This window comes from Antrihabitans stalagmiti (assembly GCF_016482825.1).
GTDB lineage: Bacteria > Actinomycetota > Actinomycetes > Mycobacteriales > Mycobacteriaceae > Antrihabitans > Antrihabitans stalagmiti.
The window spans coordinates 186,017-211,953 of record NZ_JAEMNV010000001.1 but is presented as its reverse complement, the minus strand read 5'-3'; the positions used below and the strand labels follow the sequence as shown (position 1 = coordinate 211,953).

General features: G+C 64.8%; 26 protein-coding genes and 1 riboswitch. Of the genes, 6 read left to right on the top strand and 20 right to left on the bottom strand.

Annotated elements, in window-relative coordinates; translation table 11 throughout:
• Positions 1-128: 128 nt before the first annotated feature.
• The 4 genes from whiA to uvrC form a co-directional block, all read right to left on the bottom strand.
• Positions 129-1,106, bottom strand: coding sequence for a DNA-binding protein WhiA (gene whiA / locus JGU71_RS01020; protein WP_199702735.1), 978 nt, complete (start codon positions 1,104-1,106; stop codon positions 129-131).
• A complete protein-coding gene (locus tag JGU71_RS01015) occupies positions 1,103-2,101 on the bottom strand; it encodes a gluconeogenesis factor YvcK family protein (protein WP_199701124.1) in 999 nt (332 codons plus the stop codon). Before JGU71_RS01015 ends, whiA begins: the two co-directional genes overlap by 4 nt.
• Entirely contained in the window at positions 2,098-3,024 is a 927-nt protein-coding gene (gene rapZ, locus JGU71_RS01010) for an RNase adapter RapZ (RefSeq protein WP_372433069.1), read from the bottom strand. The genes JGU71_RS01015 and rapZ overlap by 4 nt, the downstream gene beginning before the upstream one ends.
• 86 nt (positions 3,025-3,110) lie before the next feature.
• On the bottom strand, positions 3,111-5,216 hold the full coding sequence (gene uvrC, locus JGU71_RS01005) for an excinuclease ABC subunit UvrC (RefSeq protein WP_199701117.1): 2,106 nt from the start codon (positions 5,214-5,216) through the stop codon (positions 3,111-3,113).
• 65 nt (positions 5,217-5,281) lie between these two features.
• Between uvrC and ggt the strand changes: the two genes are divergently transcribed.
• Positions 5,282-7,270 carry a gamma-glutamyltransferase gene (gene ggt / locus JGU71_RS01000; RefSeq protein ID WP_233528556.1) on the top strand — a complete coding sequence of 663 codons (1,989 nt, stop codon included), beginning with the start codon at positions 5,282-5,284 and terminating at the stop codon, positions 7,268-7,270.
• Here the strand turns inward: ggt and JGU71_RS00995 are convergent.
• The 6 genes from JGU71_RS00995 to JGU71_RS00970 all read right to left on the bottom strand — a co-directional run bounded on the left by JGU71_RS00995 (position 7,267) and on the right by JGU71_RS00970 (position 12,571).
• Positions 7,267-7,707, bottom strand: coding sequence for a PH domain-containing protein (locus tag JGU71_RS00995; protein WP_199702725.1), 441 nt, complete (start codon positions 7,705-7,707; stop codon positions 7,267-7,269). The two genes, ggt and JGU71_RS00995, sit on opposite strands and share 4 nt — an antisense overlap.
• Positions 7,707-8,201, bottom strand: a complete 495-nt coding sequence (ribH, locus tag JGU71_RS00990) for a 6,7-dimethyl-8-ribityllumazine synthase (RefSeq protein WP_199701115.1) — start codon at positions 8,199-8,201, stop codon at positions 7,707-7,709. The genes JGU71_RS00995 and ribH overlap by 1 nt, the downstream gene beginning before the upstream one ends.
• A complete protein-coding gene (locus JGU71_RS00985) occupies positions 8,198-9,451 on the bottom strand; it encodes a bifunctional 3,4-dihydroxy-2-butanone-4-phosphate synthase/GTP cyclohydrolase II (protein ID WP_199701114.1) in 1,254 nt (417 codons plus the stop codon). The genes ribH and JGU71_RS00985 overlap by 4 nt, the downstream gene beginning before the upstream one ends.
• Before the next feature lie 49 nt (positions 9,452-9,500).
• Positions 9,501-10,106 carry a riboflavin synthase gene (locus JGU71_RS00980; protein ID WP_199702723.1) on the bottom strand — a complete coding sequence of 202 codons (606 nt, stop codon included), beginning with the start codon at positions 10,104-10,106 and terminating at the stop codon, positions 9,501-9,503.
• A 2-nt stretch (positions 10,107-10,108) separates the two neighbouring features.
• On the bottom strand, positions 10,109-11,140 hold the full coding sequence (gene ribD / locus JGU71_RS00975) for a bifunctional diaminohydroxyphosphoribosylaminopyrimidine deaminase/5-amino-6-(5-phosphoribosylamino)uracil reductase RibD (protein WP_199702721.1): 1,032 nt from the start codon (positions 11,138-11,140) through the stop codon (positions 10,109-10,111).
• Between the two features lie 75 nt (positions 11,141-11,215).
• Positions 11,216-12,571, bottom strand: a complete 1,356-nt coding sequence (locus JGU71_RS00970; protein ID WP_199701112.1) for an HNH endonuclease — start codon at positions 12,569-12,571, stop codon at positions 11,216-11,218.
• 210 nt (positions 12,572-12,781) lie between these two features.
• On the opposite strand from JGU71_RS00970, the gene JGU71_RS00965 reads away from it, so the two are divergent.
• Together JGU71_RS00965 and JGU71_RS00960 are read left to right on the top strand one after the other, a co-directional pair.
• Positions 12,782-14,011 carry an ankyrin repeat domain-containing protein gene (locus tag JGU71_RS00965; RefSeq protein ID WP_199701110.1) on the top strand — a complete coding sequence of 410 codons (1,230 nt, stop codon included), beginning with the start codon at positions 12,782-12,784 and terminating at the stop codon, positions 14,009-14,011.
• Positions 14,012-14,099: riboswitch (ZMP/ZTP riboswitch) on the top strand.
• A 22-nt stretch (positions 14,100-14,121) separates the two neighbouring features.
• Positions 14,122-14,982: a bifunctional 5,10-methylenetetrahydrofolate dehydrogenase/5,10-methenyltetrahydrofolate cyclohydrolase gene (locus JGU71_RS00960; RefSeq protein WP_199701108.1), complete on the top strand. Its 861-nt coding sequence runs from the start codon at positions 14,122-14,124 to the stop codon at positions 14,980-14,982.
• Here the strand turns inward: JGU71_RS00960 and JGU71_RS00955 are convergent.
• The gene (locus JGU71_RS00955; protein ID WP_199701106.1) at positions 14,966-15,406 is read right to left on the bottom strand and encodes a hypothetical protein; all 441 of its coding nucleotides are present in this window, start codon (positions 15,404-15,406) and stop codon (positions 14,966-14,968) included. The two genes, JGU71_RS00960 and JGU71_RS00955, sit on opposite strands and share 17 nt — an antisense overlap.
• A 30-nt stretch (positions 15,407-15,436) precedes the next feature.
• On the opposite strand from JGU71_RS00955, the gene JGU71_RS00950 reads away from it, so the two are divergent.
• Positions 15,437-16,075: a hypothetical protein gene (locus tag JGU71_RS00950; RefSeq protein ID WP_199701104.1), complete on the top strand. Its 639-nt coding sequence runs from the start codon at positions 15,437-15,439 to the stop codon at positions 16,073-16,075.
• Between the two features lies 1 nt (position 16,076).
• Here the strand turns inward: JGU71_RS00950 and rpe are convergent, their stop codons facing one another.
• Genes rpe through def form a run of 6 tightly spaced genes read right to left on the bottom strand, consistent with a single transcriptional unit; the run spans position 16,077 to position 21,147 of the window.
• Positions 16,077-16,757, bottom strand: a complete 681-nt coding sequence (gene rpe, locus JGU71_RS00945) for a ribulose-phosphate 3-epimerase (protein WP_199701103.1) — start codon at positions 16,755-16,757, stop codon at positions 16,077-16,079.
• A gap of 33 nt (positions 16,758-16,790) precedes the next feature.
• Positions 16,791-17,837 carry a DNA glycosylase AlkZ-like family protein gene (locus JGU71_RS00940; RefSeq protein ID WP_199701101.1) on the bottom strand — a complete coding sequence of 349 codons (1,047 nt, stop codon included), beginning with the start codon at positions 17,835-17,837 and terminating at the stop codon, positions 16,791-16,793.
• Positions 17,838-17,843: 6 nt separating this feature from the next.
• Positions 17,844-18,194 carry an MmcQ/YjbR family DNA-binding protein gene (locus tag JGU71_RS00935; RefSeq protein ID WP_199701100.1) on the bottom strand — a complete coding sequence of 117 codons (351 nt, stop codon included), beginning with the start codon at positions 18,192-18,194 and terminating at the stop codon, positions 17,844-17,846.
• 49 nt (positions 18,195-18,243) lie between these two features.
• Entirely contained in the window at positions 18,244-19,677 is a 1,434-nt protein-coding gene (locus JGU71_RS00930) for an RsmB/NOP family class I SAM-dependent RNA methyltransferase (RefSeq protein ID WP_199701098.1), read from the bottom strand.
• Positions 19,674-20,597 carry a methionyl-tRNA formyltransferase gene (fmt, locus tag JGU71_RS00925; RefSeq protein WP_199702719.1) on the bottom strand — a complete coding sequence of 308 codons (924 nt, stop codon included), beginning with the start codon at positions 20,595-20,597 and terminating at the stop codon, positions 19,674-19,676. The genes JGU71_RS00930 and fmt overlap by 4 nt, the downstream gene beginning before the upstream one ends.
• 1 nt (position 20,598) lies before the next feature.
• Positions 20,599-21,147, bottom strand: coding sequence for a peptide deformylase (gene def, locus JGU71_RS00920; protein WP_199701097.1), 549 nt, complete (start codon positions 21,145-21,147; stop codon positions 20,599-20,601).
• A gap of 111 nt (positions 21,148-21,258) precedes the next feature.
• On the opposite strand from def, the gene JGU71_RS00915 reads away from it, so the two are divergent.
• Positions 21,259-21,465 (top strand): hypothetical protein, encoded by a 207-nt coding sequence (locus JGU71_RS00915; RefSeq protein ID WP_199701096.1) that lies wholly within the window; start codon positions 21,259-21,261, stop codon positions 21,463-21,465.
• Positions 21,466-21,533: 68 nt separating this feature from the next.
• On the opposite strand, the gene JGU71_RS00910 is transcribed toward JGU71_RS00915, so the two are convergent.
• Together JGU71_RS00910 and JGU71_RS00905 are read right to left on the bottom strand one after the other, a co-directional pair.
• The gene (locus JGU71_RS00910; RefSeq protein ID WP_199701095.1) at positions 21,534-22,532 is read right to left on the bottom strand and encodes a lipase family alpha/beta hydrolase; all 999 of its coding nucleotides are present in this window, start codon (positions 22,530-22,532) and stop codon (positions 21,534-21,536) included.
• 73 nt (positions 22,533-22,605) lie between these two features.
• The gene (locus JGU71_RS00905; protein ID WP_199701091.1) at positions 22,606-23,232 is read right to left on the bottom strand and encodes a PadR family transcriptional regulator; all 627 of its coding nucleotides are present in this window, start codon (positions 23,230-23,232) and stop codon (positions 22,606-22,608) included.
• Positions 23,233-23,424: 192 nt separating this feature from the next.
• Here JGU71_RS00905 and JGU71_RS00900 point away from each other — a divergent pair, with 192 nt between their 5' ends.
• Positions 23,425-23,922 carry a GNAT family N-acetyltransferase gene (locus JGU71_RS00900; protein WP_199701090.1) on the top strand — a complete coding sequence of 166 codons (498 nt, stop codon included), beginning with the start codon at positions 23,425-23,427 and terminating at the stop codon, positions 23,920-23,922.
• On the opposite strand, the gene JGU71_RS00895 is transcribed toward JGU71_RS00900, so the two are convergent.
• Positions 23,919-25,919, bottom strand: coding sequence for a primosomal protein N' (locus JGU71_RS00895; RefSeq protein ID WP_307829435.1), 2,001 nt, complete (start codon positions 25,917-25,919; stop codon positions 23,919-23,921). The two genes, JGU71_RS00900 and JGU71_RS00895, sit on opposite strands and share 4 nt — an antisense overlap.
• Positions 25,920-25,937: the final 18 nt, after the last annotated feature.

Genomic DNA, 25,937 nt, shown 5'->3' with positions numbered 1-25,937 from the left:
TTGCTCCTTTTAGGTTTATCCATGGGATTTATGCATGGGTTTCGGCTGCCAGCCTAGTGCGCGCACACGTCGCGAATGCACGCCCCTGACGAGAAACGATCGCCAATTCGGCTACCGACCAGTAGTTATCAGGCTTCGTCGAGCAGATCAGCGGTGACGACCGACTCCGTATCTGGTACGCCCGTCTCTTTCGCCCTGCGATCCGCCATCGAAAGCAGGCGGCGAATACGTCCTGCCACAGCGTCTTTGGTCATCGGCGGTTCGGCGAGCTGACCCAACTCCTCCAACGACGCCTGACGATGCGCGACGCGAAGATTGCCGGCTGCCGCGAGATGGTCCGGAACATCGTCACCCAGAATTTGCAAAGCGCGTTCCACCCTGGCGGCCGCAGCGACCGCAGCACGAGCGGAACGTCGCAAGTTGGCGTCGTCGAAATTGGCGAGTCGGTTGGCGGTAGCCCGGACCTCGCGCCGCATCCGGCGCTCTTCCCACGTGAGCCGCGTATCCTGCGCGCCCATCCGCGTCAGGAGTGCGCCGATGGCCTCGCCGTCACGAACGACAACTCGATCGGTGCCACGAACTTCCCGCGCCTTCGCGGCGATACCGAATCGGCGCGCCGCTCCGACCAGCGCAAGCGCTGCCTCCGGACCCGGGCAACTGACCTCGAGTGCCGACGACCGACCTGGCTCGGTGAGGGATCCGTGTGCGAGGAAGGCGCCACGCCACGCTGCCTCTGCGTCACCGACACTTCCGCCCACGACCTGAGCGGGCAGACCGCGGACCGGACGACCGCGCACGTCGAGCAGACCGGTCTGCCGAGCGAGCGCCTCGCCCTCCTTCGCAACGCGAACGACGTAGCGCGAACTCTTCCGCAAACCACCTGCGCTGATGACGTGGACGTCCGAGCCGTAACCGAACAGTTCGAAAATTTCGCGTCGCAGCCTCCGTGCGATGGATCCGAGGTCGACCTCAGCTTCGACAACAACCCTGCCGCCGACGATGTGCAAACCGCCCGCAAACCGCAGCAGCGCGGAAAGTTCGGCCCGACGGGCGCTCTGCTGGGTGATGACGAGTCTGCTGAGCTCGTCTTTCACCTCCGCTGTCATCGCCACGAGGCGCTCTCCTTTCCACCGAGACCCGAACTGTCCGTATCGCGTCGGGCGAGTGTCGCCAACACCGATGCGAGTTTGCCGGAATGATGCTTGTGCGTGCCCGGCTCTGCGACATCGGCGAACAATACCTGTGCGCCGAGCGACTTCGCAGCCCGGCGAAGATGATCCCGTTCCCGACCCTCCGGCACCGACCCCGAATCGATCACGACGTGGTCGACCGCCAAACCCGGTGCGTGTTGGGACAATACGTGCAAATGGCGCTCGGCGGAGAATCCGGCGGTTTCTCCCGGTTGCGCGGCGAGGTTGAGGACGAGCACCTTACGCGCCTGCGTCCCGATCAACGCTTCGAGTAGTTCCGGCACGAGCACATGCGGAATGACGCTGGAGAACCACGATCCCGGTCCGAGGATCACCAGGTCGGCGTTGTCGATCGCGTCGAGAGCCTCGGGGCACGCCGGCGGATCGGACGGTATGAGCCGCACTCTGCGGACCTGCCCCGGCGTGGTCGCGACGGCGACCTGACCTCGGATCGCGCGGTTGACACGCGGATCGGCTTCGAGGCCGGCGACGTCGGCTTCGATCGTCAGCGCGATCTGCGCCATCGGCAGCACCCTGCCGTCGAGTTGCAGTACGCGGCCGAGTTCGTCGAGCGCGGCGACCGTGTCGCCGAGCACTTCGGTGAGGCCGGCGATGATCAGGTTGCCGACAGAATGCCCGGCCAACGCACCGGTACCACGGAATCGATGCTGGACGGTTCGGGTCCAGACCTCGGCGCTTTCACCGTCGCCCGCCAGCGCAGCCAGAGCCATGCGCAGATCGCCGGGCGGTATGACGCCGAGTTCCGCACGCAATCGCCCCGACGAACCGCCGTCGTCGGCGACCGTGACGATGGCCGTGATCGCGCTGGTCAGCCTGCGTATCGCAGTGAGCGTCGCGAAAAGACCGTGGCCCCCGCCGAGCGCAACAACGGACGGTTGATCGCCCGTCATTCGCGACCCAGATCGCGGTGCACAACCCTCACAGCAGTGCCTCCATCGCCTTCGCCGTCGCCGGTGATCACGTCCGCCAACGCCTCCGATATCGCGACACTGCGATGCTTGCCGCCGGTGCAGCCCACAGCAATCGTCATGTACCGCTTGCCCTCCTGACGGTAGCCCGCAGCAGTCAGCTCGACCAGGCGATGCGCGGTCTTCACGTAGTCTGCGGCGCCGTCGCGGGAGAGCACATAGTCCCGCACGGCCGCCTCCTGCCCAGTTTGTTCTCTCAGCTCCGGAATCCAGTGCGGATTGGGGAGAAAACGCAAATCCAACACGATGTCTGCGTCGATCGGAACCCCATACTTGAAACCGAACGATTGGACTGTTACCTGCAGCGATCCTGGCCCGTCGCCGCCGACCCCGTAGGTTTCTTCGATCCGGCGATGCAGTTGATGCACCGAGAGCGCCGTGGTGTCGATGACGACGTCCGCCGCCGTTTTCACCTTCGACAAACGTTCGCGTTCGAGCGCGATTCCGGCCGACAACGTGCCGTCGGCGCTCTCACTTTGCAGTGGGTGCCTGCGGCGGGCGAAGCCGAACCTGCGGACCAGTACCTCGTCGGACGCTTCGAGGAACAGCACGCGGGTACGTACGGATCGCGACTCGAGGTCGTGAATCACTTCGGTGAGGTCGTCGGAGAAGAACCTACTGCGGACGTCCATCACGACGGCGAGGCGTCGAATCGGTGGTTCGGTTGCAAGCCCGAGATCGATCAGGCGGGAGATCAGAACCGGCGGCAGGTTGTCTGCGACGTACCAGCCGAGGTCTTCGAACACCTTCGCCGCTGTGCCACGGCCCGCGCCGGAAACACCGGTCACAACAACGACGTCGACGCCTTGATCCCCGCTCTGGTCGCTGTTCGCCTGCTCGCTCACCGTGTCTGCCCCCATCGTTTTCGGTCACGAATTGCGGTCGAATCGTTGCTGGTTACTTCGAAGCAAACCGGCGTGTGCTGGCAACCCTAGTCACTGCCATCATTCCCTACTTGCACCGACTGCGAAGCCGAGCCGGCATCGACGACGGTCTCCGATTCCGCGCCGAGAGCGTCGAGGACAGCCCTCGCTGTCGTGACACCGATACCCGGAACCTCGGTGATCTCTTCGACCGTCGCCTTCTTCAATCTCGCGACGGAACCGAAATGCAGCACCAACGCCGTCCGACGGGTTTCGCCGAGACCTTTCACCGAGTCGAGCGCCGACGCCGTCATCCGCCGCGACCGTTTGCTGCGATGGAACGTGATGGCGAAGCGGTGCGCTTCGTCGCGTACTCGCTGCAGCAGATACAACGATTCGCTCGTCCGCGGCAGGATGACGGGATCGATCTCGCCGGGTACCCAGACTTCTTCGAGCCGCTTGGCGAGCCCGATGACGGCGACATCGGTGATGCCGAGTTCGTCGAGCACTTCCGCCGCCGCGGCGACCTGCGGCGCGCCACCGTCGACCACGTACAGGTTCGGCGGATAGGCGAATTTGCGCGGGCGGCCGGTCTGCGGATCGATGTTCGCGTCCGGGACGACCGGGCTGTCGTCGTGGATGACGGTGAGGTCACCTGGAACCGCACCACTCGTCAGATCACCGGTCGCGAAATCGCGGCGCATGCGGACGAATCGCCGTCTCGTCACCTCGGCGATGCTCGCGACGTCGTCGGAGTGACCGCCACCGGCGGCTTCTTTGATGGCGTAGTGCCGGTAGTCGGATTTGCGCGGCAGACCGTCCTCGAAGACGACGAGCGATGCGACGACATCGGTGCCCTGCACGTGGCTCACGTCGACACATTCGATGCGCAGCGGCGCAGTGTCGAGATCGAGGGCTTCCTGTATCCCCTGCAGTGCAGCCGATCTGGACGTGAAATCGCTCGCGCGTTTGAGCTTGTGCTGCGCCAGGGCCTCCATCGCGTTGCGCTGCACGGTCTCTGCCAGCGCCTTCTTGTCGCCGCGCTGCGGGACCCGCAACTGCACCGCGGAGCCGCGCAATCCCGACAACCATTCCTGCACCTCGTCGGCGTTCGGCGGCAAAGCGGGCACGAGCACTTCGCGTGGGACAACGGCACCCGGTTGTTCGACTTCGCCGCCGTCGGTGAGTGCGACCTCCTCGCCGTAGAACTGGGTGAGGAACTGCTCGACGAGGATCGGCAGGTCTCCCCCAGCCGCACCTGACTCCCCTGCCGTAGCCTCGACTTCGACTGCCTCGCCTGCCTTTTCGACGACCCACCCACGCTGACCGCGCACCCGCCCGCCACGGACGTGAAACACCTGGACAGCGGCCTCCAGATCGTCTGTGGCGAAGGCGACGAGGTCGGCGTCGGTTCCAGCACCGAGGACGACGGCCTGCTTCTCCAAAGCCCTTCGCAATGCGCCGACGTCGTCGCGGAGCCTCGCAGCGGTTTCGAAATCGAGTTCGTCGGCGGCTTCCTGCATTCGCTTCTCGATTTGCCGGACCAACCGGTCGGTGTGGCCGGCGAGGAAGTCGCAGAAATCGTCGACGATGTCACGATGCTCCGCGGCGGATACGCGGCCGATGCAGGGAGCCGAACACTTGTCGATGTAGCCGAGCAGACACGGCCGACGGATCTGCTTGTGCCGCTTGAACACTCCCGCCGAGCAGGTACGAGCGGGGAAGACGCGGAGTAGCAGATCGAGGGTCTCGCGAATTGCCCACGCATGGGCATACGGACCGAAGTAGCGGACCCCTTTTCGACGTGCTCCCCGGTAGACGAAGAGCCGCGGGTACTCCTCGTTGAGCGTGACGGCAAGCACCGGGTACGACTTGTCGTCGCGGTAGCGGACGTTGAAGCGCGGATCGAATTCCTTGATCCAGTTGTATTCGAGCTGCAGCGCCTCGACCTCCGTCGAGACGACGGTCCACTCGACACTGGACGCAGAGGTAACCATCTGACGGGTCCGTGGGTGGAGCCCGTAGATATCGGCGAAGTACGAATTGAGCCGACTGCGCAGGCTTTTCGCCTTGCCGACATAGATGACTCGGCCGTGCTGATCACGAAATCGGTAGACGCCCGGTTCGACGGGTATGGATCCGGCAGCGGGCCGGTAGGTCGAGGGATCGGGCACAACAATCAGGTTAGTCGTGCCCTCGGACACTCCCATTCGGCGGCGAGGCGGGTTAGCGTCGGACTATGACCCGCGTCACAAGAACCGTCATCGGATTTCGGGCCGCAGTTGCGGCAGTACTCGCCTTCGGCATGGTTGCTGCGTGTTCGTCGGACGGCAGCGACGACTCGGCGGCCAACACCGACGAGTCCTGCACGAGCGCACCCAACGGAACACCCGTCACGGCAGCACCTGCGCCGCCACCACCCGGCGGACCGCCGACGACGCAGAACCTGTCGACGAATCCCGAGATCGCGACCGGCTATCGATCGAACATGGTCGCGGTCAGGACGTCGTCCTACGCGGTGTCGACCGCAAACCCTCTCGCAACACAGGCCGCGTGCGAGGTGCTTCGTGACGGCGGCACCGCGGCCGATGCGCTGATCGTCGCGCAAACCGTCCTCGGGCTCGTCGAACCGCAGTCGTCCGGCATCGGGGGTGGCGCGTTCCTGCTCTACTACGACGCCGAATCCAAGAGCGTCGAGGCCTACGACGGACGCGAGACCGCACCGAAGTCGGCAACCGAGGACTACCTGCGCTGGATCAGTGACACCGATCGGACCGAACCCAAGCCGACAACACGGGCGAGCGGACGATCGATCGGCGTGCCCGGTGCGCTGCGGATGTTGGAAATGGTGCACAACGACCACGGTGGCAAGGAGTGGCGCGACCTCTTCGACCCTGCCATCACGCTCGCCGACCACGGGCTGGACATCAGTGCGCGACTCGCTCAGCAGATCGCAGAATCTGCCAAGGATCTCGCAGTCGACGAGAACGCCCGCGCCTACTTCCTCAACCCCGACGGGACGCCGAAGCCGGAAGGAACGAGGCTGACCAACCCAGCGATGGCAAAGACACTCGGAGCCATCGCGACGGACGGCGCCGATGCGTTCTACACCGGGTCGATCGCACAGGCCATCGTCGACGCCACCGCCACGACGAGCGGTGGCCGCACACCCGGCCAGATCACCCTCGAAGACCTCGCCGGTTACCAAGCCAAGAAGCGAACACCGCTGTGCACGTCGTATCGCGATCACGACATCTGCGGCATGCCGAACCCGTCGTCGGGAGGCACTGCCGTTGCGGCGACCCTCGGCATTCTGGAGAACTTCGATCTCGGCGAGTTGGGGCCGACCAACGTCGACGATCCCAACGGCGGTGTACCCGACGCGAAGGCCGTGCACCTGATCACCGAGGCCGAGCGCCTCGCCTACGCCGACCGCGACAAGTACGTCGCCGACTCCGACTACGTACCGCTGCCTGGCAATTCGACGGACACGCTGCTGAACGAGGACTACCTGAAGCAGCGAGCGGCGCTCATCGACCCAGGTAAGAGCATGGGTACCGCGCAGCCCGGTGACTTCGGTCCGGTGCCGCTCAGCAACGGCGGCCAGGACAAGGAACACGGCACCAGCCACATCTCGGTCGCCGACGAGTACGGCAACGTGGCCGCGATGACGACAACTGTCGAGTCGGCGTTCGGGTCGTTCCACATCGTCGACGGATTCGTCCTCAACAATCAGTTGACGGATTTCTCCGCGCAGCCTGTCGGCCCGGACGGTGTGCCGTTGGCGAACCGCCTGGAACCAGGCAAGCGGCCGCGCAGTTCGATGTCGCCGACCCTCGTGTTCGACCTGAACGACGACGGCACGCGCGGTGACGTCGCCCTTGTCGCCGGTTCACCCGGCGGTTCGGTGATCATTCAGTTCGTCGTGAAAACACTTGTCGGCGTGCTCGATTGGGGACTCGATCCGCAGCAGGCGGTCTCTGCCATCGCGTTCGGTGCCGCCAACACACCAGCGACAGGCATCGGCGGTGAGCACCCGAATATCAACGCCGCCAACGACGGTGCAGACGATCCCCTCGTCAAAGAACTCCGGGCGCTCGGGCATCAGGTGTCCGTCGCACCACAATCGAGCGGGCTGTCCACCTTGCAGCGAACCGATTCCGGCTGGATAGGTGGAGCAGATCCGCGACGGGAAGGCGCGGTGATGGGCGACAAGTCGAACGGCTAGCGCTGGCCCGCGTACTTGTCGCCGAGCGCGCGGAAACGCCGAACGGCCTCGACGGCACGTTCGCGGTCGTTCGCCTGAATCGCGAGGACCGGGAGGTATTCGTCGTCGGGAAGTTCGATGCGGGCCCAGGCTGCGCCGTCGGGAAAGGTCAAGTCCTGCACCAGGTCCCAGTCGACAGCTTTCTCCGTGAACAGGGTGCGGACGCGCACTCCGGATGCGTCAGCGCGCAGTCGCGGCCTGGTGAACAACAGCACAGCACCAGCGAGAATGAACCCGAGGACCACCATCGCCGCCTGGTCGGCAGGCTGGAAGAACACACCGGTATCCGAACGGCGCAGTAAGACACCGACCAGTATGAAGAACAGCACCAGCGCGACCGCGAACGCGATGGCCAGTCGGGTGGTGCGGTGTGGCCGCACTTCGAGATCCCACGCCATCAGGACGACTGCCTTGTCCACGGCTGGCGCAGCCCGCGCAACGTGAGTGCGGCGTCTATCGCTGCCGCACAAGCCTGTTCGCCTTTGTCCTCCGCCGATCCGGGCAAGCCTGCGCGGTCGAGCGCCTGCGCCTCCGTGTCGGTGGTGAGGACACCGTTACCGATCGGGGTGCTCTCGTCGAGCGACACCCGCGTCAGGCCGGCTGTGACGGCGTCGCAGACGTACTCGAAATGTGGTGTGCCACCCCGAATGACAACACCCAGTGCAACGACCGCATCATTGGAGCGTGCCAATGTCTGTGCGACAACGGGCAATTCGCCCGCACCCGCGACCCTGACGATCGTCACATCGGTGATGCCGACCTTCGCGGCGACTCGCTGCGCACCGGCAACGAGCGCTTCGCAGATTTCGGTGTGCCACCGCGACGCGACGATGCCGAGCTTGATGTCCTTCGCCTCGGCCAGTTTCAGATCGGGAATGCCGGACCCGCTCATCGAGCCGTGCCCGCGTCGAAGTCGTCGAGACCGATCAGGTCGTGACCCATACGGTCGCGTTTGGTCCGCAGATAACGCAGATTTTCCGCATTCGCACGAACCGGCATCGGGACCCGCTCGGTGATCTGGAGACCGTATCCGTCGAGGCCGACACGCTTCGCCGGGTTGTTGGTGAGCAACCGCATCGAGCTGATGCCGAGGTCGACGAGAATCTGCGCGCCCGTGCCGTAGTCGCGCGAGTCGGCGGGCAGGCCGAGCTGCAGGTTCGCGTCGACGGTGTCCTGGCCCTGATCTTGGAGCTGGTAGGCCTGCAGTTTGTGCAGCAACCCGATGCCGCGACCTTCGTGGCCACGCATGTACAACACGACGCCTCGGCCTTCCTGGGCAACCATGTCGAGCGCGGCGTCCAGCTGCGGCCCGCAGTCGCACCGCAGCGAACCGAACACGTCACCGGTGAGACATTCGGAGTGCACGCGAACAAGCACGTCATCACCCTTGCCGTCTGCCCCCGGGATGTCGCCGCGGACCAGCGCCACGTGCTCGATGTCGTCGTAGATGCTCTGGTAACCGACTGCGCGGAACTCGCCGTGGCGCGTCGGAATCCGAGCATCTGCCACACGTACCACGTGCTTTTCGTGCTTGCGACGCCAGGCGATGAGGTCGGCGATGGAGATGAGCGCAAGGTTGTGTTCGTCGGCGAAAACACGCAGCTCGTCGGTCTGGGCCATGTGACCCTCGTCCTTCTGGCTGACGATTTCGCAGATCACGCCGGCGGGCCGGAGGTCGGCCATCGTCGCGAGGTCCACTGCTGCCTCGGTGTGCCCGGGACGACGCAGGACGCCACCCTCCTTGGCACGGAGTGGGACGACGTGGCCGGGACGGGTGAAGTCGTTGGCGCCGGTGCTCGGGTCGGCAAGCAAACGCATCGTCGCGGCCCGGTCGGATGCGGAAATGCCTGTGCCGATGCCTTCGCGCGCGTCGACGGTCACCGTGTAGGCAGTGCCGTGCTTGTCCTGATTCGTCGCGAACATGGGCGGCAGGCCCAGCCGGTCGCAGTCCTCGCCCGAAAGCGGAACGCACAGGTAGCCGGACGTGTAGCGGACCATGAAGGCCACCAGTTCGGGGGTCGCCTTCTCGGCCGCGAAGATCAGATCGCCTTCGTTCTCGCGGTCTTCGTCGTCGACCACGACAACTGCTTTACCTGCGGCGATGTCTGCGATCGCCCGCTCGATGCTGTCGAACCTGGTCACGTGCCTGCGCTCCAATTCAATCGGCTGTCACTAGAAGGTTACGGCGAGGTCAGCCGCGCAGTTGCAGCCGCTCGACATACTTGGCAATTACGTCGACCTCGAGGTTCACCGGGTCGCCGACCTTCGCGCGCCCGAGGTTGGTCAATTCCAGTGTGGTCGGGATGAGCGAGACCTCGAAATAGTCACCGGAATCGTCGACGCCGAGCGACGACACAGTCAGCGAGATCCCATCCACCGTGATCGAGCCCTTCTCCACCACGTAGCGAGCGATCGGGTCCGGCAGTGCGACGCGAACGATCTCCCAGTGCTCCGACGGGGTTCGCGACAGGATCCGCCCGGTGCCGTCGACATGCCCCTGGACCAGGTGACCACCGAGGCGACTGTTCAGCGCGGCAGCGCGCTCGAGGTTCACGACACTGCCGACGTTCAGTGCGCCCAGACTCGACCTGTCGAGGGTCTCCTTCATCACGTCGGCGGTGAACGACGTGTTGTCCACTACATCGACGACCGTCAAGCAGACACCGTTCACTGCGATCGAATCACCGTGTCCCGCATCGGAAGTCACCAGCGGTCCGCGCACGGTGAACCGAGCGGAATCGCTCAGGTCGTCCTTTGCGACGATCTCGCCGAGTTCTTCGACAATTCCTGTGAACAACGTCATTCCTCCGAATAATCAGTGTCGAGCGTGCTGCCGACGTTGTGCCTGTCGAACTGGACCAATGACAACAGAACGTCGGGTCCGATCGTCTCGACGCTCTCCCTTCGAAACCGCAACGCCTGCTCGATATTCCCGATGCCAGCGCCACCGAGCGCCGACCGCCCGTCCCCGAGTAGAACGGGCGCGATGTAGGCAAGGATCCGGTCGACTCTGCGGGCTTCGAGAAACGCCCCAGCCAACGTCGGTCCGCCTTCCAGAAGAACGTCGGTGTACTCGGCGAGAGCGTCGACAACCTCGTTCGCGTCCCTGGTCTTCAGAAGCAATGTCGGCGCAGCCTTGTCGAGAATCCGAGCTGTCGACGGGATCTCGGTGTGTCCGACGACGACGCGCATCGGCTGATGCGGGGCCAATTCTCCACTGGGCAGCCGTGCGGTCAGCCACGGATCGTCGGTGAGGACGGTCCCTGTGCCGACGACGATGGCGTCGAGTTTGGCGCGTTCGGCGTGGACCTGTGCTCGGGCAATCGGTCCGGTGATCCACTTGCTCGTGCCGTCGGCTGCGGCACTACGCCCATCGAGGCTGGCTGCATACTTCCAGGTCACGTGTGGTCGGCCGGTGCGTTGTTTGTGTAGCCACGCGCGCAGCGGGCCTGCCGCCACTTCGTCGGCCAACACCCCGGCGTGGGTTGCGATACCGGCCTGTTGTAGCGCCGCCGCTCCCCCTGCCGCGGCCGGATTCGGATCTCGCAGAGCAAAATGTACGGTCGCGATGCCGGCGTCGATCAGAGCCTTCGTACACGGCGGGGTGCGGCCGAAGTGGTTGCACGGCTCGAGGGTGACGACAGCGGTCCCGCCGCGGGCGAGCTCACCTGCCGCTTGGAGCGCGACCACCTCAGCATGCGGTCCGCCGGGAGGTTGGGTTGCGCCGGTACCGACGATCGCGCCGGTGACATCCAAAATCACCGCGCCGACAGGCGGATTCGGATACGTGGTCCCGCGAACACCCTCTGCCGCGGAGATCGCCGAACGCATCGCGGTATCGATCACGGCATCGGAAGTCGGCACGTCGCGAGTTTAGACCGGGGCGTCGTTCGCCTTCGGTACCTGTCAGGCCGCCCACAGGATTTTGACCAACTTCTCTTCGACCGACCAGCTGTCGACGATATCGATGTTGTGGCGAGGCAACGGTTTCGGTAATGCCGGCGCGGTCGAGCGGTAGTGATGCCCAGTCGGGGTGGTGATCCGGTAGCTGTGCAACTCTCCCGGTTGTTGTTTGTCGGGTGTTGTCGTCCAGCCGTCGGCTTCTTTGGCGTAGTTGCACGCTTCGCAGAGTCCGGAACTGTTGTCGAAGGCCGTTTTACCGCCCTTGGCGACCGAGACGGTGTGATCACCATGCCTGACCGGTGCGCCACACCAAGGGGTCCGGCAGACCTTGTCTCTGAATTTCGTCATCCGCAGTATCCCGGTCGGGAAGCCTCGGGATTTCGATTCCATCGCCGTCAACGCCCCGGTCTCAGGGTTGGCGTACAGCCTGCGCAGTTCGTTTTTGGCGTCGTCGTCGTGCAGCCACCGGATGACCAGATCCGTCGGGACGGGTCCGTAGCCCTCGACCTCGGCCGGTTCGCAACTGCCACCGAGCAACGCTTCGTCGGACAGGACGGCGTTGACGGTCACCGGTACTGCTGTCGCGGTGGACAGTCCGGTGACGCGTTCGACGAGCAGGTCGGCCATGATCTGACTTTTGGTTCGTTCGTCGCCGGCGCCGAGGATCGCGGCACTGTCCCGCATCAACGTTGCATGCACACAGACCGCTTGTTTCACCGGCAGCAACGCCGACAGATACGCCATCGTGTCCGGCGCAGGGCGGGAGGTGACGCGACGGTCGCCGACAGCTTTCGATGCGCGGCGCACGAGGACCTCGGCATCGATCCGCACTACCGCGGCGCGAGCGATGGCGGACACCTGACTATCGCTCTTACCCATCAATGTGGCCGGGTCACTGCACAATTCGCGGTCGACGAGCGCACGATCTTCACGGGAGAGGCCGAAGGTGTCACGGACGATGATGGTGGCCCGCCATTCCGAGAGATCACCACAGGCGAGACGGGCCAGGGTGTGCGGCATCTCGTCGACCAACACCCGCGCGAAGCCGAGGTGACGACCCCCCTTGTTCGGCGAATCATGGCGGGCCAACCCGATTTCGGACGCGATGCCTGTGTCCCACTGCCGTTTCGGCAGACCTTTCGCGGCGCGTTCGGCGCGACGCGAGGTGTGCAGATCGGCCGTTGCGACGGCCTGCGACGCTGCGCTTGCCGATTTCACCACTTCGAGTGCTGTGATGACGTCGGCCCTCGTGGTGTCGGTGAGGTCGCGTCGGATTTTCGCGATCTGGCCGGCTGTCTTCAACAACCAAGCGACTTCCGTGTCGGACGATGTTTCTTCGATTTCCCCGGTATCGAACATGCGTTCTAGCCTACCAGAATGATCATGAAACACAAGCAATAATTCGCCCTTGACCTGCATCTTCGTGACTGGTGCTAGCATTTTGTCGGGCGCGCAGGAACGCCCGATGTCCGCTCGAAGAGGCTCAGCCTCCCTGCTGTGGTTGTGTCCCGTACCGACCTCTTCTCACGCCTGACTTCGCGGACGCCAGGTTTATGAGAGGAGGCCGTCATGGCCAGCAGTCTGCCGAACAATCCCTCAATCGATCGCATGCGCGACGATGCGCGCAAGCTCCAGCGCGGGGTCACTGCGTCGACAAGTCGAGCGATCAATATCGTTCGCCGCTACCACCCCCGCCCTGACGTCGCACTCGCCAGCGCACCCGACCGGTTCGCGCTGCACGATGCCCAGCTCACCGTGGCGCGCGGCTACGGCTTCACCGGCTGGCCGGCGCTCGTCCATTACCTCGAAGTGGCCGCGAAGCTCAGCTTCGACCCGGACAGCGTCACCGAGGATTCGCTCGCGGCGGCCGACCGGTTCTGCACCTTGTCGTCGCTCTATTACAGCCAGTCGGACGCGCCGCCACGACGAAAGGCGGCCGCAGACCTGCTGACCGCAGACCCGGGATTGGTCGAGCAGCACGTATGGGCCGCCGCAGCCGCGGCCGACCAAGGTGCTCTTGCCAACCATCTTGCTGCCCGACCCGAGCTGGCGACGACTCGCGGTGGCCCTTTCGGCTGGGTTCCGTTGCTGTACTTGTGCTTTGGACGTGCCCAAGTCAACCAAACCGAAGCTGGCGTGCTAGCCGCAGCGACGCTGTTGCTCGACACCGGCGCCGATCCGAACGCGGGCTACCTGTGGTGCGGTCTGTCGACCCCGTTCACCGCGCTGACCGGGGTGTTCGGTGAGGGTGAACAGGGACCCGGCAGGCAACCTCGACATCCGTTCGCGCCCGCACTCGCCACCCTGCTACTGGAACGCGGAGCGCATCCTGTCGATCAGCAGACGCTGTACAACCGGATGTTCCGACCCGACGACTCGCACCTCCAGTTGCTGTTCGCGTACGGCCTCGCCGATGCGGGGCCTAGCCCGTGGGAGGTGAAACTCGGCGAGGCAATCGAGACCCGTGAGCAGATGTGGAAACGCCAACGCGATTGGGCAGCGGCGCACGGATTCACCGACCGGCTCGAACTGTTGGCTCGGCACGGTGTCGACGTCGCCGGCGTCGAGGTCGTCGTGCCGTCGATCCCGGACGATCCCAACAATCGCGACGAACAAGGTGCCACTCCCCTGCACCACGCGGCGTGGGCAGGCGACCTCGAACTGATTCAACGACTCCTCGACGCCGGAGCAAACACGTCGATCACCGATGGACAGTTCGACGCGACGCCTTTGGGATGGGCCGAACACGCCTACCAAACCGAAGCCGCCGACCTGCTGCGCGCGCTCGAGCTACCGTGAACACGAGGCCGTGACTGGCGCTGAGGTGGACAACCACCGGGAAGCGGGCTCACCGTCATCGGTTACGCCGTGCGCCTGGGCAATTCGTTCGAGTTACCTCGGGAGAAGCCATGCCCACAGCGCAAGCCCAACTGATGAACGGAACAGATCTCGCACGCACGCTCATCGACGACACCGCGCGACGTGCGGCCGCCCTCACCCGCGACCAACACGTCGTCCCAACCTTGGCGACAGTCCTTGTCGGTGACGATCCAGCGTCGGTGACCTACGTCCGCATGAAGCAAAAGCGTTGCGAGCGTGCCGGATTGCGATCCGAGCACGTGGCACTTCCCGCGTCGACGAGCACAGCGCAACTCGTCGACGCCCTCGGAGTGCTGTCTGCTGATCCTGGGATTCACGGCATCCTGCTGCAGCATCCGGTCGGTGATCACATCGACGAACGTGCTGCCTTCGATGCAATCGCTCCGGAGAAGGACGTCGACGGCGTGACGTCACAGTCGTTCGCTGCAATGGCCCTCGGCGGCAACGGCTTTGCATCCTGCACGCCCGGCGGAATCATCCGACTCCTCGACCACTATGCGGTTGATCCCGCTGGTATGCACGCCGTCGTTGTCGGCCGTAGCCCAATTCTCGGCAGACCGGTCGGGATGCTGCTTCTCGGCCGAAACGCCACGGTGACGTATTGCCACTCGCACACGCGCAACCTTGGCTCGATCGTCAGTGCGGCCGACCTGCTCGTCGCGGCCGTTGGCAAACCCAATTTCATTGTCGGAGAAGACATCAAACCGGGGGCGGTGGTGATCGACGCCGGCTACAACGCGGGCAATATCGGCGATGTCGAATTTTCAAGTGCGCGAACCCGGGCCAGCCTGATCACCCCGGTGCCGGGTGGCGTCGGACCGATGACGATCGCTACGTTGCTCGCACAGACGATCGACGCCGCTGAGCCGCAAACTACGGCAGGGGAATGATCGCCATCTCGAGTTCCGAGACTCCGGGGAAGCGCAGTCTCGTGACAGTTTCCTCGATTCCAGCGCCCGGCCATCCGGCGGCGATCGCCAACTCGTCGCTGTCGACGGATTCGAGAACGTACACCGATTCCTTGTAATACCGGTCTTCTGTGTTTCCTTCGCCTCGCCCGCCGAGGGGCATAAGCAATGTGACGGTGTTGTCGATTACGCGGAACGAAAACGGCGCTCCGCGTCCTCGCTGCATTGCCTCGGCGTAAATGCCGACACCGACGACTACCACGGAGAGGTGTAGCCCGGACGAATACAGCACAGCCGAGCGCAAACCGAGAAAGCGGCCGCGAGCCTGCGATAGGACCACCGGACCGTGGGCGACTGCGCCGAGTTCGGCCACCGTCGGCTGCTGGTTCTTCGGTGCACGCGCCATTCCCGGAATATAGCTAGCTAATATCCTTCGGTGATCAGAATGTGCGGAGCGGTCGGTTCCATAGCGTCGGTAGCTGCGGTACTCGTCCTTGCCGGATGTGGCCAAGACAGCGGCGGCGACGAGCAGACGTCGGAGGCCGCGCCACCACCGGCGGCGGCGCCGTGCACGTTGCTCGACGCCGCGGCAATCGAAGATCTCGCAGGTACTGCGCTGGAAGGTAGCGCGAACACGATTAATGGCACCGACTTGGCTGCATGCAGATACGGGAACTTGTCCGAGGTCGGAATCCAGGTTGCTCGGGTTCCCGCGAACGAGTGGGCCACCGCACTGCCTGCGGCGGTCGACGCGCTCAAGAAAATGCCTGCCGGCGCCATCCCACCAGGCGTAGTGACGCAGTTGGAGGACGCCGCCAAGCTCATCGACGAGGGAAAGTCCATTCCGGCCGACGAAGCGTGTGACTACTTCAGCACGTTACTCGAGGTGCAGAACCAGCCGCCGGGCTCGACCAAATCCGTAACGCTCTATCCGAGCGCCCGAGCGCCCAAGACGATCAACGGCCAGCAATGCGTGGACAACACCTACACGACCATCACCGTCGGCCGACCGGACATCGCAACAACGCCCGACCTGAAGACGAAGGTCGAGACCATCCTCGATCAGCTGAAGTAAGTCAGCCGAGCGTCAGGTGATGCGACGCGCGCGCCGCCTTGCTGCGTAGTGCGCGCACCGCCGCGGCTGGATCGCTCGCGCCGTAGACGGCCGAACCTGCGACGAAGCAGTCGACTCCCGCTTCGGCGGCTGCTTCGACGGTGTCGTCGTTGATGCCGCCGTCGATCTCGACGAGAAGTTTCAGTTCACCGGAGTCGACGAGTTTGCGTACCGCGCGGGCTTTGCTGAGCACCTCGGCGATGAACGACTGCCCACCGAAACCGGGTTCGACGCTCATCACGAGCAACGTGTCGAACTGCTTGAGGATTTCGAGGTACGGCTCGATCGGCGTTCCCGGTTTGATGCTCAGACCGGCCTTCGCACCTGCTGCGCGAATGTCGCGGGCGACGGCGACCGGGTCGTCGGACGCCTCCGCGTGAAACGTCACGTTGTGCGCGCCTGCCTCGGCGTACGGCGGCGCCCACCGAGCCGGGTCGTCGATCATCAGATGGCAATCGAGCGGGATATCGGTGGCCTTCAGCAGGCTCTCGACGATCGGAAGACCGAGCGTGAGGTTCGGAACGAAATGCGCATCCATCACGTCGACGTGGAGCCAGTCCGCGCCTTCGACGGCTTTCGCCTCGTCAGCGAGTCGAGCGAAATCGGCGGACAGAATCGATGGGGCAATCATGGGTGCGGACACAGCGGGACAGTTTACGTGCACACCCGAGCATGCTTAATCCCAGACGACTGTCAGCTCCTCGCCGGCAACATCGGCCACGCGCTGAGCGCTCTCCTGCGCACCCGCGCGATGCTTGGCAGCGACCTTGGCGAACGGCGTGATCGTCAACAACTGGTCGTTGCGCCGGTATCGCCACACGCCTGCCACTTCGCCATCGATCAGCAGCGCGCCGGGCCCTGATACGGCCTTCCAGACCTGTTGTCGCAGCTTGCTGTCGCTGACCAACAACGTCCGGTCGACCTGCCGCAGGTACGCGTCGTTCGGCGGGACGAGGACAACTCCCTCGGCTGGCGGCGCGTTCGTGACGTCGTCGACGAGACTTTCGGGAAGGTCGAGGCGCTTGTTGTCGACCTGTACTCGGACGACGTCTTCCAACTGGCCCCACTCCCGCGCCACGCCGGCCGTACTGCCACCGACCCAGTCGCGGTACAGCGTCTTCGAGGTCGGACCGTTGACTCGGATGAAAGTGGTGAGCAAGGTCAGGCGCGGATTGTCGATCGTCACCTGCGACGCCGTTGGAGTCGGCGTCAGCATCGTCGTCCTGGCGTCGTCGCCGAGCGCGAGTTGCGCTTGGCGACCGGCATCGCGGAACAGACCGTCGGGGACGTGGTCGGCTCCGCAGCGTGCACACCACGTGACCAACGACTTCGCGACGATGCGTGTCACCTCGGAACTTGCGTCCGACTTTGTGGCCGGCGACGTCACGACCTTCTTCAAAGCCGCTGCCACCTCGTCGACCGCCTCGACATAGTCGGAGCCACCCTCGTCACAGTCTCGGGGCGCCAACGCATTACGGACGAAGTCGAGATGCGACGCACGATGGGTGTGCGGCGCCCCGCGCACGGACCACATCGACACCAACCCGCGGCCGGGAGCCTTGTCCGTGCGCTGTCTCATCGACTGCTCTGCACCGGACTGTCGACTGTCCTGAAACCCCAGCACGAGCAGGTCGTCGAAGGCCGCGCCCCTGTCACCGAACCCATGCCCCTGCCAGCGGTAGCCGAGCCACTGCTCCCTACCGACTTCGATCGCGGCTGCCATACCGAGTCAGGTACCCGACTCGTCGAGTTCTCGAACCAGCTTCTTGGACGCCTTGATGCGCCACGACTCTTCGATCAGTTCGACAAGCTGTTCCCGATCGATGCGATCGAGATCGACGAGAATCGCGCCGTAGCCGTCGTAGTGCGGCGTCGTGTAGAACGCGGCGTCACCGGACGCGAGCAGCGCTTCCTTCTCTTCGATGCTGCACATCAGGACCAAGCCGCCCTCCGCCTCGGATCGCAAGCGCGCGAAGCCTTTACCTGCGACCTTCAGCGACGGCGTGTTGTACCAGGTCGATTCCTCGACCGACGGCAGCGCGGTGCCAAGAGCGACGACGTCTTCCCAGGTAATTGCCATGGCACCAGTCTGCGACAAGAACAGACCGGTGCCTTGCACAAATGAGAACTCACGGCTTGCGCAGCGCCGCCATGAACATCGCATCGGTGCCGTGCCGGTGGGGCCACAACTGCACGCTCGGCCCGTCACCGAGGTCGGGCACGCCGGGCAGCAACTCGCGGGTGTCCAGTTGCGTCACACCGAATCGGCGCACCGCATCGGCGACAACGCCGACTGTCTCCGAAAGGTGGGGCGAGCACGTCGAATACAGCACAACCCCGCCCGGACGCGCCAGTCCGATCGCAGCCTCCAGCAGCTCGCGCTGCAGACGAACGAGATCGGCGACATCGGAAGCGGTTCGCCGCCAACGAGCTTCGGGTCGACGACGCAGCGCGCCGAGGCCGGTACACGGTGCGTCGACGAGGACGCGGTCGTAGCCGGGAGCGAGTCCGGACTCACGACCGTCGGCAACGTGCACATCGACAGGTAGTTCGCGGGTCGTCTTACGGACGAGCTCGGCCCGATGTTCTGCGGGTTCGACGGCGTCGAGTCGCCACCCTTCGATGCCGGCAAGCGCCCCGACCAGTGCCGCCTTGCCGCCCGGACCAGCGCACAGATCGAGCCAGCGACCGCCGTCGGCACCGTCGAGCGGTGCGAGGGTGAAGGCGCGCGCGACAAGCTGGCTGCCCTCGTCCTGCACCCCCGCAAGCTGTTCGCGGACCGGCTCGAGCCGACCCGGGTCGCCGCCGTCGAGATAGACGGCGTACGGCGAATACTTTCCGATCTCACCACCGGTGATCAGCGCGAGTTCGTCGGCAGAGATCTCCCCCGGACGCGCGACGAGATGAACGACAGGACGAGAATCATCGGCCGCCAACACATCTCGCAGTTCGCCCGCCTTCGGACCGAGCGCGTCGGCAAAAGCCTGCGCGATCCATTTGGGGTGCGCGAACTCGAACGCGAGATGGCCCACCGGGTCCTTCGACGCGTCGGGAGCCAGTTCGGCGACCCACTGTTCAGCGGTTTTCTCGCTGACTCGACGCAACACCGCGTTGACGAAACCTGCCTTGCCGCTTCCGGATTCGATGCGCACCAGATCGACCGACGTCGCGACCGCCGCGTGTGCCCCGATTCTGGTGCGCAGCAACTGATATGCGCCGAGGCGAAGCACGTCCAGCAACGGACCGTCGATCTCGCCGATGGGCCGACCCGCGGCGCTCGCGATCACCGCGTCGAGCAGACCTTGTGCACGGCAGGCGCCGTACGCCAACTCCGTGGCAAGCGCGGCATCACGTCCCGAGATCTTACGTTCGCGTAAGAGGTTGGGCAGCACCAGGTTTGCGTAGGCATCACGTTCGCGCACCGCGCGAAGCACGTCCCGGGCGACCGATCGCGGTGCGTCGACAGCACCGACCGACGCTGGATTCTGCGGCCGTTTGGGTCGTCGTGATCTGTCGCCGGGGCGGGACCCCGCCGACTTCGAGGGCCGTCGTGATTCGTTCACTCCACCACCGCTTCCGGTTCGAGCCGTGCCCCACGCGCCCAGTCGAGCGCGCGCATCATTTTCTTTCCAGGTGGCTGAACCTGTTCCAGCACAATCGCATCGGTCGCCGTGCCGACGAAGACGCCTGCCTTGGTGACCTCGATCCGGCGCGGCGCGACGGCATGATCGGCGACCGCTGCCTTGCCGACCTTGACCCGCGCTCCGCCGATCGTCGTCCAGGCTCCGGGGGCAGGTGTGACCGACCTGATGTGACGATCGACCGCAAGAGCCGGTTCGTCCCAACGAATTCGGGCAGCCTCGACCGTTACCTTCGGTGCGTAGCTGACCCCGTCGCTCGACTGCGGTACCGGCCGCACCGCGCCGGCCTGGATGCCGTCGAGCGTCGATTCGAGCAATGCGGCGCCGCCATCGGCAAGACGGGCAAGGAGATCGCCGCTCGTGTCCGTCGGCCGGATGCGTTCGGTCAACACCCCGAACACCGGACCCGTATCGAGCCCTTCCTCCAGCAGAAATGTTGCGGCACCGGCAAACTCGTCGCCCGCGTTGATAGCAGCCTGCACCGGAGCCGCACCGCGCCAGGCGGGAAGCAATGAGAAGTGGAGATTGATCCAGCCGTAGCGCGGGATGTCGAGCACCGACCTCGGCAGCAGGGCACCGTAGGCAACGACCGGACAGCAATCGGGTGCAAGGTCACTCAGTTGGGCAACGAACTCCGGTTCCGACGGCTTCCGTGGTGTCAGTACCGGCACGCTGTATTCATCTGCAAGCATCCCAACGGGTGACCGCGATACCTTGCGGCCACGCCCGGCGACCGCATCCGGCCTCGTGACGACGGCGACCACCTCGTGGTGTTCGGATTCGAGCAGACGCTGCAACGACGGCACAGCGGGAGCGGGCGTACCCGCGAACACGATCCGCACGTCAGCGACCCAGCCCATGCAGACCGAGCGGGTTGGCCTTCACCACCGGCGGCGTAGCGCCGAACCAGTCGGACTCGCGGATGAATCGCATCGCTTCCTTTCGTGCGGCGGCGTCGAGTCTGTCGACGAAGAGCACGCCGTCCAGATGATCGATTTCATGTTGGATGCAGCGCGCGAGCAAATCGCTGCCTTCGACGACGATCGGCTCGCCGTGCATGTCGAAACCACGAGCAACGACGCTCATCGCTCGCAAGCAGTCGGCGCGCAGTTCCGGTATCGACAAGCAGCCCTCTGACCCGAACTGTTCTTCGTCCCCGACGACCTCGAACGACGGATTCACCATGTGGCCGCTGAAATCACCGACGTCGTAAGCGAACACCCGCAAACCGACACCGAGTTGGGGTGCCGCAATGCCTGCACCGCCCTGCTCGTGCATCGTGTCTTCGAGATCGGCGACCAGTTTGTGCAGTTCCCGGTCGAAATCGGTGACCACCGCTGCTTTCGAACGCAGAATCGGGTCGCCGAACAGCCGGACGGGTTGCACGGACACTGGTTACTCCATGAGATCGAGAGACAATCGGGCAGCGACCAGTCTAGGGTCGGGGCTGGGTCGGCTCCAACGAGAACGGCCGTACCGGCACGACGTCTATTGGAGGTTCACGTGGCAGGCATTGCGGACAAGTTCGACAAGGCATACGAGACGAAGCCCGTAGAGGAACTCGCGGCGGCACCCGTCGCTGCACTACAGGGCATCAGCGACGCCAAGGCGGAGCTGCTTACACAGGCGCTCGGCATCAAGACAGTCGCCGATCTGGGTACCAACAAATACTTCCTGTGGGCTCAGGCAGTCGCAAAACTGGCCGAATAAACTGCGAATGGCCGGGTGGGGGTTCATCGAGCCCCCGCCCGGCCATTGCCGTGTCCGGTTGTTACCTACTACGAATGCGCGGCGCCGACGACCTCGGGAATACCTGTGCCGAGCGGAACGGCTACGCATTGTGGCTGCTTCGCGGCCGCCGGATCGAGTGCGTTGACAACCAGTTGCAACGCGTACGGATCGTAGGCGAGCTGGAAATGGCCGCTCATGTTGATCGGGCACAGGTCCTGCAGCACAAGATTTGTCGCGTTCGGTCCGTGTAGCGCCATGTTGGTGAAGGGCTGAATCATCTCGTCGACGTTGGACGAGACGGTTGTGTACTTCACGCCGGCGACGGTGTCCCCACCACTGTTGAGGGCAGTCAGGAAGTTGGAGCCCTGCATCTGCTGAACGACCGCTGTCGTCAGGGTCGGCGTCAACATATCGACGGCACCTGGCACAGCCTGCGCTGCCGGACCGAGTCCGTAGAAGACTCCGCCGTAACTCGGTGATGCCATGCCGACCCAGTTGCTCACGTACTGCGCTCCGCCGAGTCGGTTGATGAAGTACCGCGACACGGTCGCGCCCTGCGAGTAGCCGACGATGTCGACCTTCTCGGCACCGGTCGCTGTTAGGACCTGCTCGACGAAGGTGGCGACCTGCACACCGCTGATCGCCATGTCTTCGGTTCCGTACGTTTGCCGCGCCGGGTCGCGTCCGAAGTTGAGCGCGAATACGCAGAACCCGGCATCGGCGAGCATCGGCGAAAGAGCGGCGTAGTCGGAGTATGCGCTGGAATCGGTCCCGTGTACCAAAACCACGGGCCTGGGGTGCGCTTCGGTTGGCCGGCAACCGAAATCGTTCGCCCCGACGGGCACGGCATCGAGATTCTTACGGACGTACTCGGTGGCGTAGCCGTGGACCGTTTGCACCGGGCCCGGCACTGTCGGCACGGACCACACGCTGACCGGACTCGCAGTGGCCGTCGACTGGGTGAAAATTTGTGCGACGCCGGTGACACAGAATGTCAGGAGAACGACCGCCACACGCCCCGGCCGACTCTTTCGAGAACGGTTCATGACTACTCATCAATCTTGTGACTCAAAACGTTTCGGTCTCGAGGTTACAAGATTGGGTCGATCGGATGACAGGTCAGCTCTGCGTGTCTTCGTTCGGCGCCACGTCGTCTTCGGCAAGGATCCGATAGAGCGACCGCCGCGCTTCGGTAAGCACAGCGCTGGCCTTCTCCGCCTGCGCCGGAGTGCCCGATTGGGCGACCTGCGCTGCGGCTGCCATCAGCTGACCGATCAGTCCGCGCAGATCGAGAGCTTGATCGCCGACCTCTGCGTTGATGTCGGCCCAAGGATCGCCGAGATCGTCCCTGTTCGCTTCGATGTACTCGCGGCCTGCGTCGGTCAGCTTGGCAGTCTTGCGACCGACAACCTTCTCGATCAGGACGAGACCTTCGTCTTCGAGCTGCGCAAGTGCCGGGTAGATCGAGCCCGGGCTCGGCTTCCAGACGCCGTTGCTGCGCTGCCGGATCTGTTGGATGAGTTCGTACCCGTGCATCGGGTCGTTTTCGAGCAGGAGCAGGATCGCCGCTCGGACATCGCCGCGGCGGCCACGGCCACCCCGACCTCGCCCGCGACCGAACTGAGCGTCCGGTCCGAAACCGCGACCGAAGCGAGCCTCCGGACCGAAACCTCGCGGTCCGTGGCGGTGCTCTCGGCGGCGATCTCGACGATCGCCTGGCGATTCGGGCCTATCTTCGGAATCCATCGGACTCCACTGTACGAATGGGGCTCCGCGTCCGTGTGAACGCCTCCCCCGCATTCCGTGTTCGGCGGGTATGCCTTCCATGATTGCCTCCTATGGCTTAACTGGTTGAACACTATCGACGATATATCGGCAATGTGTCGGCGTCAAGAATCTTTCTGCGGATCTTCGAAGTGAGGTGCCACACTGGCTCCCATGATCCGGCTAGCTCGCACTTCCGACGGTCCCCGTCTGCGTCAGATCGAGGCGGCCGCAGGCGAGCCCTTCCGTGAGCTCGATATGGCCAGAATCGCCGACGACACTCCCCCGACGCTCGAAACCCTCGCGGTCTACATCGACGACGGCCGCTGCTGGGTCCACACCGAGGACGAGGTTGTCAGCAGCTACCTCATTGCCGACGTCGTCGACGGATATGCGCACGTAGAGCAGGTTTCGGTGCATCCCGACTACAGTGGCCGACGCATCGGCGCCGCACTGATCACGCAACTCGACGGCTGGGCGCGCGACCGCGGACTAGCAGGTTTGACGCTCACGACCTATCGCGACGTGCCTTGGAACGCGCCCTACTACAACCGCCTCGGCTTCGAAACCGTCGACGAACCAACCGCTGGGCTCGGCGCCATCCGACGCCACGAAGCACTGAACGGGCTCGACGAGTGGCCGCGGGTCGCGATGCGCAGGGCATTCACCTAGCCGATATCGACAGGATCTATCTGCACTCGCACCGGCAGGTCGTTTTTACGCGCGCTGCGGTTGGCCTGCGCATCAGCGAGCGCTCGTGAGAGGGCAGCACCTGCCGACCTCGGCACCCGCAGCAGCATCCGTTCGACTTCGATCGGCTCGACGGCGTCTCCCGCGAACGGTTTACGAGCGCCTTCCGGCAGTGGAACGGGTCCGAGTTGTTCGGTGTCCGTTGGTAGTTCGGCAATCTCGAGCAGGGCGGCGATCGCCGACGCACTGCCGTCGACCGCTGCCACCCGCACAGCTGGTGGCAGCCGCACTTCCGCCCGCTCGGCGAGCTGAGTTTGCGCGTGCCCGACCGGATCCCAGCGAACCAGTGCCTGCACGGTCGGGATACCTGGATCGGCGACGACGATCACCCGACCGCCGTCCGCGCCGGAGCGCACCAAGGCAGCTGCACTCATCCACCGCCGCAACGCTTCTTCGGTCGCACGCAGATCGGCACGGCTCAGCAACGCCCAACCGTCGAGCAGCAGAGCGCTGCCGTACCCGCCGACCGCGACGGGTTCGGCACCGACCGTCGCAACCACAAGCCGCGGACCAGCTTTCACCGTGTCGACGACCTCGGACCCACCCGAATTGACGACGACAACGCCAGGAAACGCCCTGCCGAGTTCTTCGGCGGTTCGGCCCGCCCCGATGACCAAGGCGCGCAACGCACGTGAACCGCACACCCTGCACCGATAGGACGGATCGGCGATCCCACACCACCGGCAGGTCGGGCTGGACGCGACATCGTCCCCACCGGACGGCAACGCCAGCGGACCGTTGCACCGCCGGCATCTGGCAGGTGCTCGACACTTCGCACACGCCAACGACGGCAGATAGCCGCGCCGCGGAACCTGAACGAGCACAGGATGTCCCGCATCGAGCGATGATCGGACCGCCGCGAAAGCAACCGCAGGCAGCCGTGCCTGTGCCGCGGTCGGATCACGCTCCAGTGCGTGGTCGCTGTCGCCGGGGACGGTGATGTGCGGCGAGCATTCGCGGACCGTTCCGCGCGCGGCGACAAGATCGTGCGCCCAGCCGGATTCGACGAGCGATTGCACCTCGGCGGTCCGCGCAAAACCACCGGCAACAAAACCGCAGCCGGCTTCGTGGGCACGGAGCAACGCGACTTCCCGCACATGCGGATAGGGAGCACGCAGTTCGGCGTTGCTGTCGTCGCCGTCGTCCCAGACGACGACGAGACCGACGCGAGGCACCGGAGCAAAGACGGCGCTACGGGTGCCGACGACAATCGCCGCAGTCCCACGCAACGCCGCCAACCAACGGCGATAGCGGGCCGCGGGACCAAGACCAGCCGCAAGAGCGACTGCTCTGGATTTGCCGACCAGGTCGACGCACGCGGCATGCACACGATCGAGATCCCGCTGATCGGGCACGACGAGGACCGCTTGTTCGCCACGTTCGACGACCGTCGCAGCCAACTCGGCAAGACGTCGCGGCCAGTCCTCTCCCGGTAGCGCCTGCCACGCTGCTCGGGGCGCTCGCCCGGCGGCGAGCGCTTCGACAAAGGCCGAGCCGTGCGAATATCGGTCCCACGCCGCCGTGTCGATCGAAGTGACCTCCGCCGCCGGGACAGGCGCTTGTTCCTCGTTTTCCGTCCGCGCGTGTCGGGGCGGAATTGCAAGACGCAGAACATCCGAGCGCGTTCCGGCGTAGCGGGCCGCGACCAGCGTCGCCAACGTGGCGATCTCCGGCGTCAGCACCCGCTCCGACGAGACGACACGGTCGAGCGAACCCAGTTTGCCCTGATGGTCGCTCGACGGCACACGTTCGAGCAGGTAACCGTCGACCAGTCTGCCCGCGAAGCGAATACGAACCCGCACACCGGGTTGCGCTGCCTCGTCGAACTCCGCCGGAACGAGATAGTCGAACTCCCGATCCAGGTGCGCGAGCGGAAGCAACGGCAGCACCCGGGCGATGGGTAGCTGCTCGGCGGTCACCCGTGCATGTTTAGCAGA

What these genes read in the sequence shown, in the direction of transcription:
- whiA (WP_199702735.1), bottom strand. Translation starts at nt 1,106, where the DNA reads ATGACAGCGGAGGTGAAAGACGAGCTCAGCAGACTCGTCATCACCCAG.
- JGU71_RS01015 (WP_199701124.1), bottom strand. Translation starts at nt 2,101, where the DNA reads ATGACGGGCGATCAACCGTCCGTTGTTGCGCTCGGCGGGGGCCACGGT.
- ggt (WP_233528556.1), top strand. Translation starts at nt 5,282, where the DNA reads ATGACCCGCGTCACAAGAACCGTCATCGGATTTCGGGCCGCAGTTGCG.
- JGU71_RS00995 (WP_199702725.1), bottom strand. Translation starts at nt 7,707, where the DNA reads ATGGCGTGGGATCTCGAAGTGCGGCCACACCGCACCACCCGACTGGCC.
- ribH (WP_199701115.1), bottom strand. Translation starts at nt 8,201, where the DNA reads ATGAGCGGGTCCGGCATTCCCGATCTGAAACTGGCCGAGGCGAAGGAC.
- ribD (WP_199702721.1), bottom strand. Translation starts at nt 11,140, where the DNA reads ATGCGTTCGGCGATCTCCGCGGCAGAGGGTGTTCGCGGGACCACGTAT.
- JGU71_RS00970 (WP_199701112.1), bottom strand. Translation starts at nt 12,571, where the DNA reads ATGTTCGATACCGGGGAAATCGAAGAAACATCGTCCGACACGGAAGTC.
- JGU71_RS00965 (WP_199701110.1), top strand. Translation starts at nt 12,782, where the DNA reads ATGGCCAGCAGTCTGCCGAACAATCCCTCAATCGATCGCATGCGCGAC.
- JGU71_RS00960 (WP_199701108.1), top strand. Translation starts at nt 14,122, where the DNA reads ATGCCCACAGCGCAAGCCCAACTGATGAACGGAACAGATCTCGCACGC.
- JGU71_RS00955 (WP_199701106.1), bottom strand. Translation starts at nt 15,406, where the DNA reads ATGGCGCGTGCACCGAAGAACCAGCAGCCGACGGTGGCCGAACTCGGC.
- JGU71_RS00940 (WP_199701101.1), bottom strand. Translation starts at nt 17,837, where the DNA reads ATGGCAGCCGCGATCGAAGTCGGTAGGGAGCAGTGGCTCGGCTACCGC.
- JGU71_RS00935 (WP_199701100.1), bottom strand. Translation starts at nt 18,194, where the DNA reads ATGGCAATTACCTGGGAAGACGTCGTCGCTCTTGGCACCGCGCTGCCG.
- JGU71_RS00910 (WP_199701095.1), bottom strand. Translation starts at nt 22,532, where the DNA reads ATGAACCGTTCTCGAAAGAGTCGGCCGGGGCGTGTGGCGGTCGTTCTC.
- JGU71_RS00905 (WP_199701091.1), bottom strand. Translation starts at nt 23,232, where the DNA reads ATGGATTCCGAAGATAGGCCCGAATCGCCAGGCGATCGTCGAGATCGC.
- JGU71_RS00900 (WP_199701090.1), top strand. Translation starts at nt 23,425, where the DNA reads ATGATCCGGCTAGCTCGCACTTCCGACGGTCCCCGTCTGCGTCAGATC.